This is a genomic window from Spirochaetota bacterium (genome assembly GCA_035477215.1).
In the GTDB taxonomy this organism is placed as follows: domain Bacteria; phylum Spirochaetota; class UBA4802; order UBA4802; family UBA5368; genus MVZN01.
The window spans coordinates 59,584-78,872 of the sequence record DATIKU010000018.1; the positions used below are offsets into that span (position 1 = coordinate 59,584).

Below are 19,289 nucleotides of genomic sequence, written 5' to 3' on the forward strand. Positions count from 1 at the left end.
AATCCCATGAGCGACTTCCATGCACTGCTGGTTCGATGCGCATTCGCGGCGGTGCTCTGCGTTTCGTCCGGCCAGGTCCTTGCCGGAGACATCAGCCTGCTTCTTACACACAACCTCGAGGGGCGTTTCGCGCTCGAGGAGAAGGGCCAGGATGAAAACGATCCCATGCTGGTTCTGGCGCAGAATATCCTCTCCGAACGTCGGGCGGGAAAGGCGGACCTCTTCCTCGATCTGGGAAACTCCTTTTATCCGGGGGCGCTGTCCAAGTACAGCTTCGGCTCGGTCGTCATGGACTATTTCAATTATCTGGGCTGCGACGCAACCCTCCTGTCATCGCGCGATCTACGCATAGGGATCGATAACCTCGAATTCCTTCAGAAGGGCAGAAAGACGCGTCTTCTCTCGGTGGGAATCATCCGCGAAAAGCAGCGGCTTTTTTCGCCGCACTTTACATACGTGAAGAACGCCGATTCCGTCGCGGTAGTGGGCATTCCTTCGCGGAAAATCCGCTTCGATATCGCGGAGCAGGACCTCTACGGCGTGACCCTGGCAAATGACGCCGCGGCCCTGCGGCCGGTCCATGCGGAGATCGAGCGGTCGGGCGTGCGGCATGTAATCGCACTCAGCGGCCTGGGCGTCGGGGACATGATGGCGCTGATGAACGAGCACCCATGGATATCGATTGCGATCTGCGGGGGGGATTTTACCGGAGAACTCTTCTCCGGGCGCGCCGGGAGGGTCGACCTGGCTGACGGGCGTTCGATCGTCATCCTCACCGAAAAAAGCGGGTATTATCTTCTGAATATTTCGATCGAGGAAAAACCCGTCGTCCGCTCGATTACGAGGAAAGTACCCTTTCCGGTAAAGACCGAGGATCCGGCATACCGGGAATTCGCGAACCGACTTAGGCTGTGGAAGCGCAAGTTCAGGGATGAGGAGGACCGGGTGGTCGCGGATGCCGGCCCGAATGAAATAAGGGCGGAAGACCGGCGTCTCATGTGTCTGGCCAGGGACCGTTTCAATGCGGAGGTGGCGCTGGTCGAATCGGGCACCATTTCTCCGGTGACGATTCGAAACGGCGTGAAAACGTCTGACATCCTGAAAATGGTGAACCATGATTTTTTCCTGTTCACGTTCCGGCTGAGCGGGGCGGAGCTTAAAAGGGTCTACGGCGCCGATGAGACGCTTCTGGTCGCCGGTACCGACGGCAGGACCGTGCAGGGATATCCGATCGTCGATTCAAGGTCGTACCGGGTCGTCGCCCCGCAGGCGTCATTCGATCGGGTGGGGAAGATTTTGTCGCGCGAAATCGAGTACACGAACAGCTGGACGAACATCACCGACATGCTGATGGACGATTTCCGCGGAGGAAAAGTCTTTCAGCGGGACGACTGTGTTCACCTCGATTCCAGGTTCAGGGCGACCGTGGATTTTTATCTCTCGAATTTTTTTGACCAGGCGATGGTTAAAAAAGGGGACGATATCGAAAGACCGCCCGGACAGCCCAACAGTACCTACCGACGATGGGGCCTTGAGAACCGCGTCGATATTACCGTCTACAACCGGCTTCACCAGTTTGTGTTCACGCCCTACATGCTGTACACGCTGCTCTACACGCGCGATAACGACGCGTATTATTACCAGAACAACCTTCTGAGGGGCTCCTTCGTGTACAATTACAACCTTCACGAGCGTGTGAAACCCTACCACAAGTCGCAGTGCGATACCGTCATCAAGGTGGTGGATGATTACCGGCCCGTTGTGATCCGCGAGACGGCGGGAGCGAACCTGACGGGCGAGTTCGTTTCGGCCAAATTCGGTCTCGGATTCGAGAAACGCGTACACGACCCGGTGCAGATCCCCGAATACGGCTTGGAGGCGATACTGTCGGCCAGGGTTCCGTTTCTACGCTATTTTAATTACGGGCTTTCGGTCGATTCCTTTCTTTCGCTCCAGGGAAACGACAGGAGCCGCCGTCATATCAGAAGCCAGATAGAGAATTCATTGTTTGTCTCGGTGAACAGGTTTCTCGGGATTTCCCTGAAACACCGGTGGTTGTATCTTTATTCCAGGGATTACCGCGAGGAATACCGCAACTCGCAGGTGATCACATCAGCGGACCTTAAAACCGATTTCAAGATATGGTAAACCCCGCGAGATGTCTTTATTTACAAAATACTTGTAAAGGAATAGCTTTTCGGCATCGACATCGACCGTTATGACCGGGATGGAAGGAGAAAACGCGAACCGGCGCTGGACATGGCGTTCCGGTGCTTCGACGCATTCACGATTCCCGACATGTCGTTCCTGAACAATTCGTACAGGGAAGAGCGCTTCACCAATTGAAGCACTTTCCGGAAAACGCTTCCCTGTTTTGCAGATCAAAAAGTGCTTTATTTTATCGTGCGATGATGAATGATTGAAGGTGCCGCCGCATATCACGGCGGCAAACTACATACGGGGATGCGCGCACAATGACAATCACGAGATTGACGGCCGTAATCCTTCTTGCAACGGCGTTTTGCGCCGCACGCCTTTCCGCCGACGACCCCGCCGAGCTCACCCGCCGGGGGGTCCAGCTCAGCGGTGAAAAAAAATTCGACGAGGCGGTGAAACAGTTTGACCGGGCCATCGAGATCCAGGATCAGGTCTCCGCGAAGACCCATCACAACAGGGGATGGGTGCGCGAGCTCAAGGGAGATTTCCCCGGCGCCATAAATAATTATGAGGAGGCGATCCGCCGCAATCCAAAACAGCTTCCCTCGTATGAACGGGCCGGATACCTCTATTACAAGACGGCCGATTACGACAAGGCCGTGGCGGCCGGCGAGTATGTCATCAAGGCCGATCCGAACAACACCGAGGTGATCAAGTGGCTTCCCGACGCGTATAAGATGAAACTGTTGAAACAGCAGGAAGACCTCCTGGCCAGACAACGCGAGGAGGAGCGCAAGAGGAAGGAGGAAGAGGAACGCCGCCGCGCGGAGGAGAAGAAGCTGGCCGAGAAAAAGGACGAGGAAAAGAAGCCATCGCGCATTCTGTACGCAACGTGGGATTTCACTTTACGCAGCGCCTATTATTTCGACGGCGGGGACTTTAAGTACGTAACGACGAGCGGTATTCCGGTGTCGCTGCCCAACATGCTCTACGTGAGCGTTATGCCGACGCCCTCGTGGGAGTTTGACCTGCTGGCGGGAACGCCCCACCTCGGGGCCCTCATGCCGGATGTTACCGCCTTTATGGAGCGCTTCCAGGTCCTCTATCATATGGATAAGTGGTACCTTGGCGTGGGCGTCCTGGGCAGTCATTATAAAGAGAATTTCAATTTCGGCAAATCGCTCACGCTTCATGACATCAAGGTGGGCGCGGTCCTTGGATTCAGGGATGAAAAATCCACGACGAAGATTACCGCATATCCACGCTACCTGCCCCAGGACACCTCGCACTCGAAGGGACGCACGCTCGACGTAGGATTTTTCGAGTTCAGCTACCGCTACGATGTCGACAAGTACCTTGGGTATTATTCCAGGATATCGGCCGCGGACTACTACTTCTTCGACCACCGGAACAGGGTTTCGAATTATTACGGTGTATACGAGCTTAGCCTTGGGCTCGTCCTGGGAAAATACGACGAGGCCACGCGCCAGAAATTCCTTACCTTTACCATTGACCTGACCGAGCGTTTCTATCTGCTCGATCTGGCGAACGACGAACCCTACCGCTTCGCCAACGGCCAGGGCCTGTTCGGAGCGGATTCGAGGACCTGGTTCAAGGGGGACGCCTTCCCCGGCTATTTCACCAGCGGACACGTCTTTTCTGTGAAGGCCGAGGAAAAAATAAACCGCTACTTCTTCGTGTACCAGAAGATCGGTTTCGAGCTGACCGGCGGCAAGGGAGACCGAAACGAATTTTTTCTGCAACTCGGCGGTGGCGCGGTCTATTGATGGATGAACGGACTGCGATCCTCGATTTCGCCCGGGAGATCGCGCTCCAGGCTGGCAAAATCCTTTTAAAAGGGTTCCGCTCGCCCGGGTTGACCGTGTCGTACAAGGGCGTCTCGAACCCGGTTACCAGCGTCGACCGCGAGTCCGAGGACTTCCTGTACGAAAGAATCCGCGACCGCTATCCGGACCACGGTGTCGTGGCCGAGGAAGGGCACCGCGCGGACGGAAGCGGGGAGTATCTCTGGTATGTAGACCCGCTCGACGGCACGACGAACTTCGCGCACGGCGTCGCCCATTTCTCGGTATCGATCGGCGTGTATTCAAAGCGAGCTAACCGCATGGCCGTCGGTATCGTGTATGATCCGTGCAGGGGGGAGCTTTTCGGCGCGCTCGCCGGCGGCGGGGCCTTTCTCAACGAAGAGGTCCTTCGTGTCACGGAATCGGACGATCTTTCGCGCTCGCTTGTAGCCACCGGCTTTCCCTACGATAAAAATATCTCCGATAAAAACAATCTTGTACAGTTCAACCGTGTCCTTCCGCGCGTACAATGCATCAGACGCTTTGGTTCGGCGGCGCTGGACCTCTGTTACGTGGCCGCGGGGCGCTTCGACGCCTACTGGGAGATGAAGGTGAGCCCCTGGGACATCGCAGCGGGTTGCCTCATCGTGGAGGAGGCAGGCGGGGTGGTGACCAGGTTTGATGGCGGGCGGTACGATATCAAATTTCCCGAGGTGCTCGCCGCCAACCCGATACTGCATCCGCTTTTTATCGATCTTCTTGCGGGGGTATATGATTAAATATACACTTACCTGCCAGCCATGCCGGCAAGTTTGGAACGGTTATACTAACCATTCGTTTTGAAAACATACTCGAGTATCGAATGTCGGATTAATTTCATACATAACAACCGTCAGAAAAAAACCCTGCCGGCCAGGCCTGGACCGGTTTTCGCTTTACAGGAATAAATGGCGGATGCACTGGACCGGCTTCATTGTAACGTTATTCGGTAAACGTGACGGTCGCAATCCGGTCATCAGCAGGATGGGCCGCTCTTACCATCGCATCCGCATACGGGTTCTCCGCCGGTGAGCATGCCCCCTATGATCGCGGCCGCGCAGCCGACCCCCGAATTCACCTTGATGGCCCCGAAACGGCAGTTCCGATCGCAGGCGCCGCACTCCATACAGAAATCCGCGTCGGTAATCCCGGCCCGTTTGTCTCTCATGACGAAGACACCGTGGGGGCACACTTCAACGCACCGACCGCAGCCGGTGCACTTTTCCGCCTCATAAACAAGGCTGGCCACGTTTTTCAGGTATTTCATATAATACTCCATTCCTTAAGCTTGTACACCGCGAGCATGATCACCGACACCGACACCGCGCTTATATAGAGAGGTATTGACAGCTTCAGCTCCTTTTTAACTCCGGACATACCGGTATAGGTGGAGGCCCCGGTAAACTGGAGCGCCAGATACGAGCTCAGTGCCGGAAAGAAAAGGAAAGTAAAAGCGGTGAGCGCGCCGTTTTGCCATATATCCGTTCCCGCCAGCGCGGTCACGAGAATCACCACAAGCACACCAGTAATCAGGCCCTTTAGCGCAAAGGACCTGAAGGGAATCAATGGAAGAAGCACCGGCGTGATGAAAGAGCCCGAGAAAACGGACGCGAGCAGAAGCAGCACAAAAGGAAGCCCGGCCTCGAACGCGTCGCGGAACAGTACGCCTTCCGGCTTTAACCCGAAAATTACGAGGATTCCCAGGGCGATGACCGGAAACCGTCTCATCGCGGGGTTGATTTCCATGGGAGTGAGAACCAGTCGGTCGCGCCAGGAGAAGCGCACCCTTCTCATTTCGGGCGAGGCTTTGTAGCCGGCCGCCACGAATGCCGGGACGTCACGGGCCGCCACCGGGCCGAAAATAACATGAAAACCCGTGGACCGCGCAACAACATGGGCCTCCAGCCCCGGCGCTCCAAGCTGCGGTACTATCACGTTTCGGTGCTCTACCACTTTCTCAAGGCCGTGCAGGTGAATCCGTTTAATAAGCTCTGCAGTACCGAAGCTCCCCTTCCCCGCCGCACACCAGACATTGATACCCGCCGTGTCCAGAACCAGTATCCAGGCACTCATTCCCTTCAGCTCCCGTCGGAGGATGTCGAAACTCAGCTTGTAATTCGCGCTGACGAACACATCCGAATTCCGTCCGGGGTTTCCCTGCGCATACAATCCAGGATCGATACGGTACTCCATGCGAAACGCGCCGATCCTCGAGCGTATCTGCCCGATATGGTCACGCAAGGTCCACTCGCCTGTAATGGGGATGGCGGCAGGTCTGTCCACGCCGCAAACCGCAACAGGCTTCAGGGCGCTGTTGGCCGGTGTACAGCAGCTGTTGATGTTTACACTGTTGATTATCTTCATTTTTGTTCCCTGTATATTCCATATGGAATAGTATCGTAACCACCTGTTCACATTAAAATATTATCCTTTTTCCCCCGCGGTATCCCGCCCCAGATCACTCATCATGGGCCCGAGAAAGTCTTTGACCATGCCGGTCAGCTCATTCGCCTTGATGAGTGAGATGCAGCATACCTCGCCGTTTTTCTCCCAGCTTATCACCGCCAGCTTGTCGCCGGGTCGTATCCCCGCCCGTTCTCGTATCTCTTTTGGAAGAACCATCTGTCCTCTCTCGTCCACGCAGAGAAGCGATTCCACCCGACAACACCCGGCGGGCGTCGCGGACCGTGCCCCGCTGATTTTCTCTTTCCCTGCCGTCATACCCGCCTCCGAGGTGTTTTGAATATCATGAAATATCAGTATATTCAGAATAATCAGATGTATACGCGGGTCTGTTAATTCTGTCAATCTTTTTTTTACGTAGGCGGGAGGTCTGGCGAGGCTGGGACCGGGATTTTGTCATTGCAATGGATAATAAAAATAATACTTATTGACAACACTTCTACGTATGCGAGGGGTACTGACAAATCAGGGTTGAATTACGATTTATTTCCTTTGATTGAATAATACCGATTCGACTAATCCGGTATCCAAAATTCAATGAGAGTGGCGCCGTCGAGGTTCTCCATGACCGACACGTGATGAGGCTGTTCTCCATATCCGTCTGGCTGGAGCTGATGGCGGCAGCCGGGTTTACACCGATGGCCGTTTCCTTCGAGCACGGTTCGTACACCAACACCGGGCACGAAGTGTTTCGCGGACTGATACTCGCTTCTGGCAAGGGAACATGACATGAGCGGGCCAACGCCACGATTTTGGGAGATATTCTTCGAGCTCTATGAGGGTTTGCCACGACAAGGCCCAGGCAACCGCAAGCACGCAGAGAAAGCTTTTAAACTTTGCCGCGACCTGCCTCCCGTACCCTCGGTGCTCGACCTTGGCTGCGGCGTCGGTGGACAGACAATCCACCTCGCTGAGCTCACACAAGGCAGTATCGTTGCCATCGACAGCCACGCCCCATGCATTGAGCGGCTGCGCGCGACTGTGGCCAAACGAGGACTCGCCGAGCGCGTCCGGCCCGTGATCGGCGACATGGCGAACCCGGAGTTTCCGCCTGGAAGCTTCGACCTTATCTGGTCCGAAGGAGCGCTTTACAACATCGGCATTGAGAACGCTCTGCGAGTTTGTTGCAGGCTGCTGCGTCCCGGCGGTTATATAGCTTTCACCGAAGCTGTGTGGCGCAAAGAGAACCCGCCGCCCGAGGTCAAGGCGAGCTTTGACCTGGACTACCCGACAATGGGTAGGGTTTCTGATGTTATTGCGACAATCGAGAGAATCGGAAGTTCGCTCATCGATCACTTTACCATTCAAGACGAGGCTTGGTGGGACGACTTCTACACGCCGATGGAACGACGCATAGAGGATCTGCGCGTAAAGTACGCCGGTGATACCGAGTCTCTCGGCGTCCTTGACCATCTGGCACAGGAGCCCGAGATGCACCGGCGATATTCGGACTACTATGCTTACGAGTTTTTCGTGGTGCGAAGTAATAAATTTTAAATCCCCCTTGTTCCTGTGCTTTTTCGCGGGGGGAGGCTGCTTTTCTCGGGAGGGAGATGCCGGTAATTAGTGCATGGTTTCGGGGTCGAGGCCTCTTGTTGTTTTGAGCCATCGTTGGTCAAGGGGGCCCTTTCTCCGGTTGGTGTCGATGTAGGCGTCGCAGTAATGAATTTCGCAGCCGGGGCGGGACTTCCTGAACTTCTGAATCACACCCTCTTGAATGGAGGAGTCAAGGTATATTTTTTTCAGGGACTTTGGGAGCGGGGCGAGATCCTCAACCGGAGTATGCCTGATGTTCAATACCTCCAGACCGGGCAGGCCCTTCAACGGGGCGAGGTCCTTCACCAGAGTGCGGCGCAGGTTGAGGTCCTTCATTTTTTCCAACCGCGAGAGGGGGCCTATCTCTTCCAGCGGGTTGTTCGAGAGGTCGAGGGACTCGATCGCGCCGAGCATGCCCAGGGGAGCGACATCCGTGATGAGGTGGGTGTTGAAATTCAAAAAACGGCTGTCCGTGGGAAGCCAGTAGATATTGATGAACGGCACATAGTCGCGGGATACCCGGAGTGGCGCCATGGCCGGATCGCTCCCCGTCACGGCACCGTCCGCCGCCTGGCCCGGCGGCGCGGCCGAATCGACGCCCCGTGCGATGATGAACCTGAAATCAGTGAAATTCTTCCGCGTATAAACCAGGGTCTTTTTATCGAACCATGAGTCGTCCATGATCACGATCGTCTTGGTTTCCATTGAATGAATATCCACCGGCGCGACGTAGTGCCATCTGAAGCCCTCGATCAGCCCCACCTGGGGGACATACCCCCGTTCCACCATCGACCGTGCTTTATAGACATCCGGTTCGATGAGGATACGGAATTCTGCGCCGGACATGCCGGTCAACTTGGCCCAGTTGGTTGCGCGAAGCCCCATGGCGATATGGAGGATGTTTTCCATGGTGGACGCGGGATCGGATGACGCTTTTCCCCTGATGAGCGGAATGAGCCTCCGAGGGATGATGTAGTCCCGCTCGGTGGCGGCCCTGCGGTATCTGCCCATCAGCCGGTCATCGAAAATGCTTGTATACCGGTTCTCGATTTCCTCTCGGGTGTAATCGGGCACGATCAGGCCGATTGATTTATACACATGGCACATGGATGAAAAAAAACATTCAAAGCCGCGGACCTGGCTGGTGCGATCCACCATGTGAGGCTCGGAAGGCGCGGCCAGGACCTGGCGTATGCGCTGGTATCTGAACTGACCGCCGCCTCGTATGTTGGCGGCCCGGTGGTTGCCGCCGGAGAATCGATCATAATAGGCCCGCACGTTTTCATCGAGGAACTCCTCAAGTGTCCCGGCTTTTCGAATGTTACCGTAAGAACGGAAGCCGCCGTTTCGAGAGGCACCGTCCAGGAGCCGGGAAAAATCGGCATGATCGCTCAACCAGACGGCGCCGCCGTCGCGGGAGTAGCGGAGTTCGATGCGGCCGTCCTTCGTGCCGCGGATCGCGCTGCCGTCGGGAAAGGTGATGGAAATCGTGTCCGCGCTTCCCGCGGCCAGCTTCTTGAGCAGTATCTCGGCCCTTGAATGAGAGCCGAAAAGAGCCTTCATGGCGGCCGGGGAGCCCCTCTCGTCCTTCAGGTCCGCGTGATAATCCTCCGGCCCCGTGAAAGAGGGCTCGAGGTCGAAAATGATCATACGCGTGAGAAGAAGCATGGCGCAGAGAAGAACGAGCGCAACGATTATGGCGCGCGCTCTGTTCGCGATGCGTGCATGCCGGCGGAACATGGCGGTCGCGTCATATCGGCCGGGCGGCGGCATCTATCGTATCCGTATGCTGATGGCCTGCGAAAACATTGACCTCCACCGGTCTATGAAGAGTTCCTTTCTGTAGATTTCCAGCCTGCCCGTATAGGGGTCGTTCACGAAAACATGGGTATCGTCGAATCCCACCATGGTCATGGCGTGCTCATTCCCGCGCCACTGAAAGGAATCACCCGCTGGCGTCTTCCAGGTAAGGGTCGGTTTCATGGGCAGCATTTTAATCGTTCCCCAGATCACCACCGGAACCCCACCCGCCAGGTGGGCCTCGATCTTTTCCCACGGTTCATCGGTCAGATTGACCGCCCGCCCGGGGAAAAAGAGCTCGAGCATGCGCAACAGGGGCTGATGATATATGCCGAAACTCCCTCTATCGTCGTAGGGGTTCCCTACAAATGCTTCCCTCGGGTCGGGAGCATGCAGTACGCCGTCTTTCCATTGGGGCTTGGGGCCCCTGGGCATATGCGCTATCACCTGGTCCACGGTTATGGATTTACCCGCCCACTGGAGAAGCATGGTCATCGCCACCGCCTCACATCCGGTCGGATAGCGGGGCATCTGGTGTATTACGGGAACATTCAGTACGCGATATGCCGCTCCTTTTTTCTCCACCGCCCCACCGGGGCGAGGAACGGACCCGCGGATTGTTTCCATTTGATGGGTATATTCGGGCCTGTCCCGGGTGCAGGGGTGGAACCCGCGAATCTTTTCGGATTCATTTGCACACCCAGAAGTCTGCGCCAGTTGAGTCATGATGACAAGAGCGTTAACGACACGTAGCGTAAGCATGATTCCCCTTATTCCTGATTTTCCACCGCCAAAAGAACGACAAGGCGTGGCGAAATAATTCATTACAATGGTTGCCGGAACGGAGTATGAAGCAGAGTCCTTGCATACAGATTGAGGGAGCCGTACGGAAAGTCAAATAATTATTGACCGCCCGCGCCTTCATCGATGTACCGGGGATTCCATTGCATCACGGGAACCTGTTTCCCGGGCGCATTGTAAAAAAACCGATAATAATCATCTCCAAAGGGGACCTCCGATAGATAGTGCAATGTACCGGAGCTTTTTCCGGCAGGAAAATGTAATTTCCTATGTATTTCCTTGCTTGACCGGACAAAAAATCCATGCTACAGTACTGATACTGTCTAATAACCGGTTATGTGGCATTACTTTTTTTGTGCAGCCGTAACACGGTATGTTGAAATGAAAGGGGGGATAATATGAGAAAAGGGACAGAAAGGGATGTAGAGAAAAGTTATCCAATATCAGATTTTATTTCAAAACTTCGCCGTCTTGCAGATTCGCTCGAAAAAGGTGAGCAGTTTGAAATTCAAATTGCGGGTAAAAGAATATACGTTCCCGTTCGTGCAACTTACAATATCGAGCACGAAAGAGAGAAAGGCCAGGAAGAAATTGAGTTTCAAATAAAGTGGTCAAACGAGTAATGAACGGACTGAAGTTTAAGAGGTCCCTGTCACGGGGCTTTTTTGCCTTTTCATTTTATTATCGAGCACGCTCCAGCTCCAGCAGATATTAGGGTGCCGCAGTGCGGATACCACAATGGCCGGCGGTGTGGCATCAAATGAGGAAAGTCGATGAAAAAGAATAATAAGTGGGCCTTCATCATTAACCCTATTGCCGGGGGCGGCAAGACGAGACGATACGCGTCTACGGTGACGGAGATGATCCGCAGACGTGGCATCACCGCCGAGACGGCCTTTACCACGGGCAAGGGCCATGCTACGACGCTGGCGGCGGACTTCGCGAAGCGGGGATTCACCCACGTGGTCGCCGTGGGCGGCGACGGGACCTTCAGCGAGACGGTCCACGGCCTAATAGGAAAAAAGAACGTGACCTTCGGCGCCGTGCCCTCGGGGACCGGCAACGACTTCATCGCCATCACCGGCTTTTCCGAGAGGCTCACCGACGCTGAATGGGACACTTTCTTCGCCTGCCCCACGGCGCGCATGGACGTCGGCCAATGCAACGACATGCACTTCATCAACGGCATGGGGCTGGGCTTCGACGCGCAGGTGGCCTGGGAAAACTACAACAGCAAGAAGCACGAGAAGGTGAAGGGCGGCGACAAGACGAAGTACATGTGGCACATCCTCAAGACGCTGGTTTTATACAGGGAAATCACCATGTCGCTCACGACGGAAGGTACTGTCCGGCCCATGAAATCGTTCCTCAACACCATCGCCAACGGCAGGAGGCTCGCCGGCGGGTTGTATCTCACCCCCGAGGCACTGGCCGACGACGGGCTTCTGGACGTCTGCATGATCCACGAACTATCGCTGCCGGGAAGGATAAAGGAACTGATCCATGTGATAAGGGGCACCCATCTACAAGATAGCGTGGTCCGTTTTTTACGCACTGACCGGCTCACCATAGAGTTCGCGTCGGAGGTGCCGGCGCACCTGGACGGCGAACTTTATTTCAACTCGAAGTTCGACATCCGCGCGCTCCCCGGGGCGATCAATATCATCTACAACCCAGCGGGAAAGCATTTTTTCGGGAAGGCGGAGAAACAAAGCATCCATGAGTGAAGGGAACCACCAATGAAAGTTACCTTCGTTCATCTGTTTCGAGTGCGGGGGGGTTTTCCAGTATTCGGCCCCTTTCCATGCACGCATAGCATAGTGAGTCCGTGTGACAGTTAATTTTTCGGGGACTTGCGACTTTTTCAGTAAGCCCAGGGTGGCGCCACCCCGTCCCGGCACACTACGGGCGGTTTTCGGGTGAACGGAATTCCGCGGTCAGTCGGGGGCCATGGAAAAAATAAACCATAACAAAAAGACGATAATAAGCATCCCCCAAAGGGCGACAATCCCGATAGATATCTCCGGATGGAGCTTTATCCACTTAAACAGGCTGGAATCCCTGTACTCCATGATGATGGTGAAGACCTTGGAGGAAACACCCGATTTTTTGGACGAGAGACATCCCGGTGAAGGGCCGCTCTGGCCATTTTTTTCGCTGGTCTGTGTCATATGGAGTATTCCCCTCGGTTGTTTGTTATCGGCGTACGGCCTCGCGGTTATATCTGAAAGGAAGCATCTGCAATGCTACAAGGGCAAAAAGCGATTGTCAATACTATATGGGCCTCCATATAAAAATATATATCGGACGATTGGAACCGGGTCATTGATTTTCGGGCCTCCCGGCGTGCTTGACACCGGCGCATTTCATGATAGAATGGCGCAGGTGAACGGAACCAGGATGAATCTTCATGAGTAATAGAATAATACGATTCGGTGTGTCGATAGACGAGAAGCTCCTCGTCCAGTTCGACGGCCTTATTTCGGAGAAGGGTTATGTAAACCGTTCCGAGGCCATTCGCGATCTTATACGGGACGCGCTCGTCCGCGAAGAGGCGTCGTCGCCCGAGACCGAGGTAATAGGAACGCTCACCCTTGTATACAGTCACGAGGTAAGGGAAATCGCCGACCGCCTTAACGACATACAGCACGATAATTTCCGGAATATAATCTCTGCAGTGCACGTCCATCTCGACGAACACAACTGCCTCGAGGTCCTTATTCTGAAAGGGGCTTCGCAGGTGGTTAAAAAGATCGCGGACCGACTGCTTTCCATAAAAAACGTTCGTCACGGGAAGCTCACCATAACGACTACGGGGAACGAATAGACAGGAAACTCCGGAGGCAATCCCGGACTTCTCCGGGATAACGCCAAATCTAAAGTAAAAAAAGCTCAACTATAAAGATCGTCGAGCCGATATTTAGATAAAGGGATACTTTGCTTACACGGCCGCGCCGACGGAGCGGAAGGGGCTTCTGCGCGTGCCTGGAACGAAAGGAGTTGTTCCGTGAAGGCAACAGGGATGTATGCCATCGCCGGGGTGGCGGTATTCGTCTTTTTCGGGGGGATGTACTGTGCGCCGCAGCGCTCCGTAACGGTGCGCGAAGACCGGAGTGGCCCCTCCGTGGACGGGGAAGTCCGGCCGGCCCGCGGGTTAACAATCCTGCACCGCTGGAACGATAAAGAGGCGGTCTACAACGACGCGGGATTCGATTACGCCGGAGTCCCGGAAGGCTATGATGATGTTGAAGAACTCGGTGATGAGGATGATGTAAATGACCCCGGCCAGGGAAGCGGCGAGTATGGACAAATCCGCACAAAGACCGCCCCTTCACGGGCTTTTCGTACAAGGGTGAGCGCCTTCCCGGGGAAGGCCGCAAAACCGTCTTCCGAACGGCCGCGGAAAAACGTCGAAGGCGGAACGACTTCCACCATCGCCTATACCGTCAGAAAAAACGACACTCTATACAGTCTCGCAAAACGGCAGGGCTGTGCGCTCGATGAACTCTATAAACTCAACGGTTTGGAAAAGGGCGACGGCATCAAGGTGGGTATGAAGCTCAGGCTGCCGTCGAAAAGTATAAACCGTTCCAGGGGGAAGGCCCCTGGCGCGCAGCCGCCGGCTCGGGAGAACATCGATTTCAGGTGGCCCCTACCCCGGGTGCTCGCCGTACACAGGGACTCCGCAGAGGGAGTGAAGCCCATGGGACTCGAGATCACGAGCAGACCGGGATCGACCGTTGTGTCGGCCGCTCCGGGTGTTGTCAAGCGGATCGGCGATATGCGCGGCTATGGACGCTACCTAATTATTTCGCACAATGGGCGTTTTGTAACGATATATTCCCGTATGGGCGAAATAACGGTCAGAGAGGGGGAGAGAATTTCCTCGGGGACGGTGATAGGAAAAATCGACGACGGCAGCCGCAGCATCCATTTCCAGATAGGCAGGGCCGGCAAGCCGGTCGATCCGCTGCGCTATCTTCCCGACAGAAGCTGACCCGGTAAGCCCTGGCGATGTGCCGCTTTTTCGGCGATCATCACCAGGATTTTCGCATTCTCGACAATGACTCTGTTATGCTCCTCGACCTGCCTGGTGGTGCGCGGGTCGTATTCCTCGATGGCGGGTATATTCCGGTAACCGATGCAGGCAATGATCGCCATGGATCCGTCAAAATTAATACTGGCGAAACTCCGGACATTAGTGTGTATATAACATGAATAAATAAACGGCCTTCGCTGTGGAATGGCACTTTATTTACGGTATAATTGATCGTGGAAAGCGGGTTCTGAAGTTTTAATAATCGTGGTGAGGATGAATGAACAAGAAAAGGGGCGTGCTGTTTGGAGTTGATTACTATCCCGAGCAATGGGACCGTTCGCTCTGGGAATCTGATTTTCGGCGCATGAAAGAAATGGGCTTCGAGTCGGTCCGGATGATGGAATTCGCCTGGACACTCCTTGAGCCCAAACCCGGGAAGTACGATTTCTCGCTCTTCGACGCGGCGATCGATCTGGCCGCCGGAAATGGGCTTTCGGTTGTGCTCGGAACCCCGACCGCGACTTTCCCCGCCTGGCTCTATAAAAAAGATCCCGGGATGGCGCAGATCCATCCCTCGGGCATCTATCGCGATTTCGGCACGCGCCGTCAGGCGTGTTATAATTCCGACACCTACCGCAAAGCATCGGCAAAAATTGTCGAGGCGATCGCCCGCCGTTTTGGTAAAAGTCCGGCGGTGATCGGCTGGCAGATCGACAACGAGATAGGACACGAGGGCTCGGACCGCTGCGTGTGCCCAACCTGTGTGCGTAAATGGCACGACTGGCTCCGTAAAAAATACGGGAACGTGCATGCCATGAATTCAGAGTGGGGGACGGTTTTCTGGGGGACCACCTACGACCGGTTTGACCAGGTGCCGGTGCCGAAGAAGCAGGTTTCGAGCATCCAGAGTCCGGGGCTCACCCTCGATTACGACCGTTTTTGCTCCGATTCGGCGGTTGAGTTCGTCGACATGCAGATGAAACTTTTGCGAAAGCATATTTCGGGCGGACAGTGGGTGACGACCAACCTCTATCCTACCCCGCATTACCCGGTCATCGACATGGAACGCCTGTGCCGCGATATGGAGATGGTCGCCTTCGATAATTACCCCGTATGGGGCGACCAGGACGAACCGCTTCCCTATTTTTTTACGGCATATATCCTGAGCTATATCCGCGGCCTCAACGATCGGGGACGTTTCGCCGTTTTCGAGCAGTTCAGCGGATTCCAGGGCCACACCTGCCTCGGCTATTCGCCTCCCGACGATCAGGTGACGCTCTGGACCAATCAGGCGATCGCGCGCGGCGCGGACCATATCTATTATTTCCGCTGGCGCACGGCCGCATTCGGCCAGGAACAGCTCTGCTACGGAATCTTCGATCCCGATAATACGCCCACACCGCGGGCCGCGGCGATTGCGGAGAACATGAAGCGCCTCCTTCCGGATTTCTCGCACTTCGCATCCGAGCCCGTGATCTCGGAAGCATGTGTGGTATATGACAAAGACAACGCCCGCGTTCTGAAGGAGCAGTATCTCTCCAAAGGAATTTACCTGATGCCGGCCCCGTTTATGCAGGTCGGTTACGACCTCGAGATGGCGCGACATTTCGTTCCTTACGCGGTTTTTAACGTGAACGCCGACGTCAAGAGCGCGCGCAGCGTCGATTTCTCACGATATAAAATAATCAGCCTTCCTCTATACCAGATGGCCGACCCGGACTTCGTGGAGCGCCTCGAGTCGTGGGTGCGCCAGGGCGGTACGCTGGTCCTCGGCTGGAGGGCCGGTGCGCGTGACATGAAAAACCATGCCATACAGACCGAGCTTCCGGGCCTTTTCGCCGGCCTGGCGGGAGTGCGGATCAAGCGCTTCGAGTCGCTCAACGCGACCAGGGTCGGAATCCGAGTCGGGATCATCCCGGCGAAGGGCGAGGCGTGGGCGGAGATCGTGGAGCCGGTGACGGCGAAACCGATCGCCTGGTACCGCGACCGCAAAAAGCATTACAGGGGCGAGCCGTGCGTGACGGTGAACGAATACGGCCGGGGACGCGTCTATTATTTCGGCACCTCTCCCGATCCGATGGCGATTTTCTTTCTGTTCAGAAAGATCTTGAAAAAGGCGGGCCTTGCCCCGCGATTCAGGGGGATGGGGATTGAGGTGGTCAGCCGTGCAACCATCGACGGCGGAACCGTGGACGTGGTGCTGAACCATTCCGCTTCCAGCCGCTGGTTCGGTTTGCGTAGAATAGAGCCGTATGGTGTTCGTTTTATCGAAAGGCGTAAAAAATAAGAAAGCGAGGGGATTGTTTTCCCCCTCGCCATGATGCCGCGCCTTACCCGCCGTTCGACCCGTTGATTATTTGATGAACTGCTTCGATTTCAGGATGCAGATCACCGACTGGGAGATTTCCTCGGGGGTTACCCGGGCGACGTTGAAAGTGATATCATAGGACGAGGGATTTTTTGCGTCGAACTTGAGGTACTGGGTCAGGAAGTCGTGGCGCTCGCGGTCCTTGCGCTCCACCAGCCTCTCCGCCTCGAGCCGGTCCTTTATGCCGGCGGTTTCCATCATCTTCTGAATCCGATAGCTAACCGGTGCCACCAGCTTGATGTGAAGGCCGTACCTGAGCGAGCGTGTAATCATGACGCCGGCGCGCCCCACGATGATGGACCTGCCGTGAATCGAGAGGCTGCGGATCGTCTGAACCAGCTTCTGGTAAACCGAAACCTGCGGCGGGTAGTCGGTGAGCACCGACCTCCAGAATTCGCTGATCTCTTCCCTGCGCTTTGTGTCGATGGTTTCGCAGAGGGCCTCGGCAATGTTGTGATCCGCGCATATCTTGTCGATGAGCTCCTTGTCGTAGGACTTCCAGACGTCGGTGCTTTCGTATTTGTTCAGGGCCCGGGCGAGGGCGTCTGCGATCGCGACCGCGTTACAGCCGTACTCCCTCGAGATGGTGATAAAAGGCCTCGATTCCTGTTTCTCTACAAGTTTCGCCTTCTGGTTTTCCCAGAATTTCAATTGCTTCCTGATGGATTTTTCGAGTGTGGTTCCCTTGATGAAGCTGCTCATGTTATACCTCGTTATAATGGCAATTGTAAGAATACCGCGATCGGCGGATACTGTCCGGTTAAAACATTATAGTTCCACCGATTCCACTAAAAACTGAATACTATATAATAATCATATAAATACGTGGCCCAAAATTATAATTAGTTTTATATTAATCAATAATTTTCTTAACAAAATTGGCATTTATTTTCATAATTGATACCGGTCGATGTGGAAGCATAGGGATTTTCCCCGCCGCCGGCGGGGAAAATATGCTTCGCCATTCTGGAAAATCAAGGACGATCGCCTGAGGGAATTGATTATACTTTTCACAACTAATGTCGGAAGGTGTGGAAGCCGAAGGGTCTTCCCCGCCGCCAGCCGGGGAGACATTGTTGATATTTGGGAACTTGAATTCAACTTAAATATAATTCTTCAACAACTCCAGCACCGCCGCGTCGATCGAGCCGAATCGCTGCTTGAGATCCCTTTTTACAGCCTCCACCTGCGGGTCGGGCATGAAATCCGAAAGAAGCCGGTATATGCCAAGCCTCCGTCCTATGATAAAGCTTTCCCTCTCGTCTTCGCCCATTCCGAGATAGCGGTCGATTGTCGCGAGTATGCGCGTCCGGTCGCCGGGCATCGTTCCCTCGACGTCCTCGAGCAGGTTCATCATGTGGTCGCTGGCAACGGTGCTCGTGATATCGCCCAGGCTTTCGATAAAGAGGCGGATCTCCCGAACCTTGTCGTCCTCGGACAGGGGCGTCCATTCGTTGCGCGACATGATGTCGAACAGGGGCGTTCCGGGAAGGGGCACCGTGCTGCGAAGTCGTATGAAGGTCGGGTTGATGGCGCTGAGCACGCGCGCGGATTGGATCGCGTTTTCGCGGCTGTGTTCCGCTCCGCCGATTCCCGGCATGTAGTATTCCGAGAGATCGAAGCCCGCCTCCACGGCCTTTTGGCCGGCAAGTATCTGCTCTTCGGCCGTGACGCCCTTGAATATGAGGTCGAGCACCGGGTCGCAGCCGGACTCCATGCCGATATGGAGCCGCGTGAGGCCCGCCTCCCGAAGTTCCTTTAGCTCGGCGACGGTTTTCTTGCTGATGGTCTTCGCGCGCGCGTACGAAGTAATGCGCTCGATGAACGGAAACCTCGCCCTGAGATAGAGCAGAACCTCCACAAGGTCGGCGGTCTTCATGATGAGCGAGTTGGCATCTTGCAGAAAGACCGTGCGCATGCCGTAATGCATCCAGAAAGCGATCTGCCGGTAGTAGGATTCGGCAGTAGGGTCGTCACCATGCGCCTTGGCCACCACCGCTTCGCTCACGCGCCCGCCCAGTCCGAGCTGCGTGGAGGCATCGGCGAGCCTGAGCGCGATGGCGTGCATGCTGTCGATGTCTCTTTTGATCTCATCCACGCCCCGTCGTGAGAATTCGGTGTCGCGGTAGGTCGAGCAGAACGCGCAGCGGTTCCACGGACAGTTGCGCGTGATCCGAAGCAGAATGCTGTACGCCTCGCTGGGGGGCCTGATGGGCCCCATCTCGAATGAATGGCTCATGGTGTACCGATACCTGTTGTTGCATATGAGCGGGCCAGGCGC

General features: G+C 55.3%; 19 protein-coding genes. 11 read left to right on the forward strand and 8 right to left on the reverse strand.

Annotation, left to right across the window (positions count from 1 at the left end; translation table 11 throughout):
- The first annotated feature begins 6 nt into the window (after positions 1-6).
- The 3 genes from VLM75_04200 (at position 7) to VLM75_04210 (ending at position 4,741) form a co-directional block, all read left to right on the forward strand.
- Positions 7-2,148, forward strand: a complete 2,142-nt coding sequence (locus tag VLM75_04200) for a hypothetical protein (protein HSV96120.1) — start codon at positions 7-9, stop codon at positions 2,146-2,148.
- Positions 2,149-2,474: 326 nt separating this feature from the next.
- On the forward strand, positions 2,475-3,944 hold the full coding sequence (locus VLM75_04205; protein ID HSV96121.1) for a hypothetical protein: 1,470 nt from the start codon (positions 2,475-2,477) through the stop codon (positions 3,942-3,944).
- Complete coding sequence (locus tag VLM75_04210; protein HSV96122.1) at positions 3,944-4,741, forward strand: inositol monophosphatase family protein; 798 nt, start codon at positions 3,944-3,946, stop codon at positions 4,739-4,741. Before VLM75_04205 ends, VLM75_04210 begins: the two co-directional genes overlap by 1 nt.
- 236 nt (positions 4,742-4,977) lie before the next feature.
- On the opposite strand, the gene hgcB is transcribed toward VLM75_04210, so the two are convergent.
- Genes hgcB through VLM75_04225 form a run of 3 tightly spaced genes read right to left on the reverse strand, consistent with a single transcriptional unit; the run spans position 4,978 to position 6,722 of the window.
- On the reverse strand, positions 4,978-5,268 hold the full coding sequence (gene hgcB, locus VLM75_04215) for a mercury methylation ferredoxin HgcB (GenBank protein HSV96123.1): 291 nt from the start codon (positions 5,266-5,268) through the stop codon (positions 4,978-4,980).
- Positions 5,265-6,365: a mercury methylation corrinoid protein HgcA gene (hgcA, locus tag VLM75_04220; GenBank protein ID HSV96124.1), complete on the reverse strand. Its 1,101-nt coding sequence runs from the start codon at positions 6,363-6,365 to the stop codon at positions 5,265-5,267. Before hgcA ends, hgcB begins: the two co-directional genes overlap by 4 nt.
- Before the next feature lie 60 nt (positions 6,366-6,425).
- Entirely contained in the window at positions 6,426-6,722 is a 297-nt protein-coding gene (locus VLM75_04225; GenBank protein ID HSV96125.1) for an HgcAB-associated protein, read from the reverse strand.
- 317 nt (positions 6,723-7,039) lie between these two features.
- Here VLM75_04225 and VLM75_04230 point away from each other — a divergent pair, with 317 nt between their 5' ends.
- Together VLM75_04230 and VLM75_04235 are read left to right on the forward strand one after the other, a co-directional pair.
- The gene (locus tag VLM75_04230; GenBank protein ID HSV96126.1) at positions 7,040-7,192 is read left to right on the forward strand and encodes a hypothetical protein; all 153 of its coding nucleotides are present in this window, start codon (positions 7,040-7,042) and stop codon (positions 7,190-7,192) included.
- Between the two features lies 1 nt (position 7,193).
- The gene (locus VLM75_04235; protein ID HSV96127.1) at positions 7,194-7,961 is read left to right on the forward strand and encodes a class I SAM-dependent methyltransferase; all 768 of its coding nucleotides are present in this window, start codon (positions 7,194-7,196) and stop codon (positions 7,959-7,961) included.
- A 66-nt stretch (positions 7,962-8,027) separates the two neighbouring features.
- Here VLM75_04235 and VLM75_04240 read toward each other — a convergent pair whose 3' ends face one another.
- Both VLM75_04240 and VLM75_04245 read right to left on the reverse strand, forming a co-directional pair.
- Positions 8,028-9,773: a hypothetical protein gene (locus VLM75_04240; GenBank protein HSV96128.1), complete on the reverse strand. Its 1,746-nt coding sequence runs from the start codon at positions 9,771-9,773 to the stop codon at positions 8,028-8,030.
- A complete protein-coding gene (locus VLM75_04245; protein HSV96129.1) occupies positions 9,774-10,385 on the reverse strand; it encodes a C39 family peptidase in 612 nt (203 codons plus the stop codon).
- A gap of 614 nt (positions 10,386-10,999) precedes the next feature.
- Between VLM75_04245 and VLM75_04250 the strand changes: the two genes are divergently transcribed.
- The 5 genes from VLM75_04250 (at position 11,000) to VLM75_04270 (ending at position 14,598) form a co-directional block, all read left to right on the forward strand.
- The gene (locus VLM75_04250; GenBank protein ID HSV96130.1) at positions 11,000-11,224 is read left to right on the forward strand and encodes an amphi-Trp domain-containing protein; all 225 of its coding nucleotides are present in this window, start codon (positions 11,000-11,002) and stop codon (positions 11,222-11,224) included.
- Between the two features lie 150 nt (positions 11,225-11,374).
- Positions 11,375-12,328, forward strand: coding sequence for a diacylglycerol kinase family protein (locus tag VLM75_04255; GenBank protein HSV96131.1), 954 nt, complete (start codon positions 11,375-11,377; stop codon positions 12,326-12,328).
- 223 nt (positions 12,329-12,551) lie between these two features.
- Positions 12,552-13,019, forward strand: a complete 468-nt coding sequence (locus VLM75_04260; GenBank protein HSV96132.1) for a hypothetical protein — start codon at positions 12,552-12,554, stop codon at positions 13,017-13,019.
- Complete coding sequence (gene nikR, locus VLM75_04265) at positions 13,012-13,428, forward strand: nickel-responsive transcriptional regulator NikR (protein ID HSV96133.1); 417 nt, start codon at positions 13,012-13,014, stop codon at positions 13,426-13,428. The genes VLM75_04260 and nikR overlap by 8 nt, the downstream gene beginning before the upstream one ends.
- Positions 13,429-13,608: 180 nt before the next feature.
- Positions 13,609-14,598 carry a LysM peptidoglycan-binding domain-containing M23 family metallopeptidase gene (locus tag VLM75_04270; GenBank protein ID HSV96134.1) on the forward strand — a complete coding sequence of 330 codons (990 nt, stop codon included), beginning with the start codon at positions 13,609-13,611 and terminating at the stop codon, positions 14,596-14,598.
- Here VLM75_04270 and VLM75_04275 read toward each other — a convergent pair.
- Positions 14,577-14,762: a hypothetical protein gene (locus tag VLM75_04275; GenBank protein HSV96135.1), complete on the reverse strand. Its 186-nt coding sequence runs from the start codon at positions 14,760-14,762 to the stop codon at positions 14,577-14,579. The genes VLM75_04270 and VLM75_04275 overlap by 22 nt on opposite strands.
- Before the next feature lie 155 nt (positions 14,763-14,917).
- Here VLM75_04275 and VLM75_04280 point away from each other — a divergent pair, with 155 nt between their 5' ends.
- On the forward strand, positions 14,918-16,927 hold the full coding sequence (locus tag VLM75_04280) for a beta-galactosidase (GenBank protein HSV96136.1): 2,010 nt from the start codon (positions 14,918-14,920) through the stop codon (positions 16,925-16,927).
- A gap of 66 nt (positions 16,928-16,993) precedes the next feature.
- Here VLM75_04280 and VLM75_04285 read toward each other — a convergent pair whose 3' ends face one another.
- Both VLM75_04285 and VLM75_04290 read right to left on the reverse strand, forming a co-directional pair.
- Complete coding sequence (locus VLM75_04285) at positions 16,994-17,710, reverse strand: cytidylate kinase-like family protein (protein HSV96137.1); 717 nt, start codon at positions 17,708-17,710, stop codon at positions 16,994-16,996.
- A 400-nt stretch (positions 17,711-18,110) separates the two neighbouring features.
- A complete protein-coding gene (locus tag VLM75_04290; GenBank protein ID HSV96138.1) occupies positions 18,111-19,247 on the reverse strand; it encodes a radical SAM protein in 1,137 nt (378 codons plus the stop codon).
- Positions 19,248-19,289 lie beyond the last annotated feature (42 nt).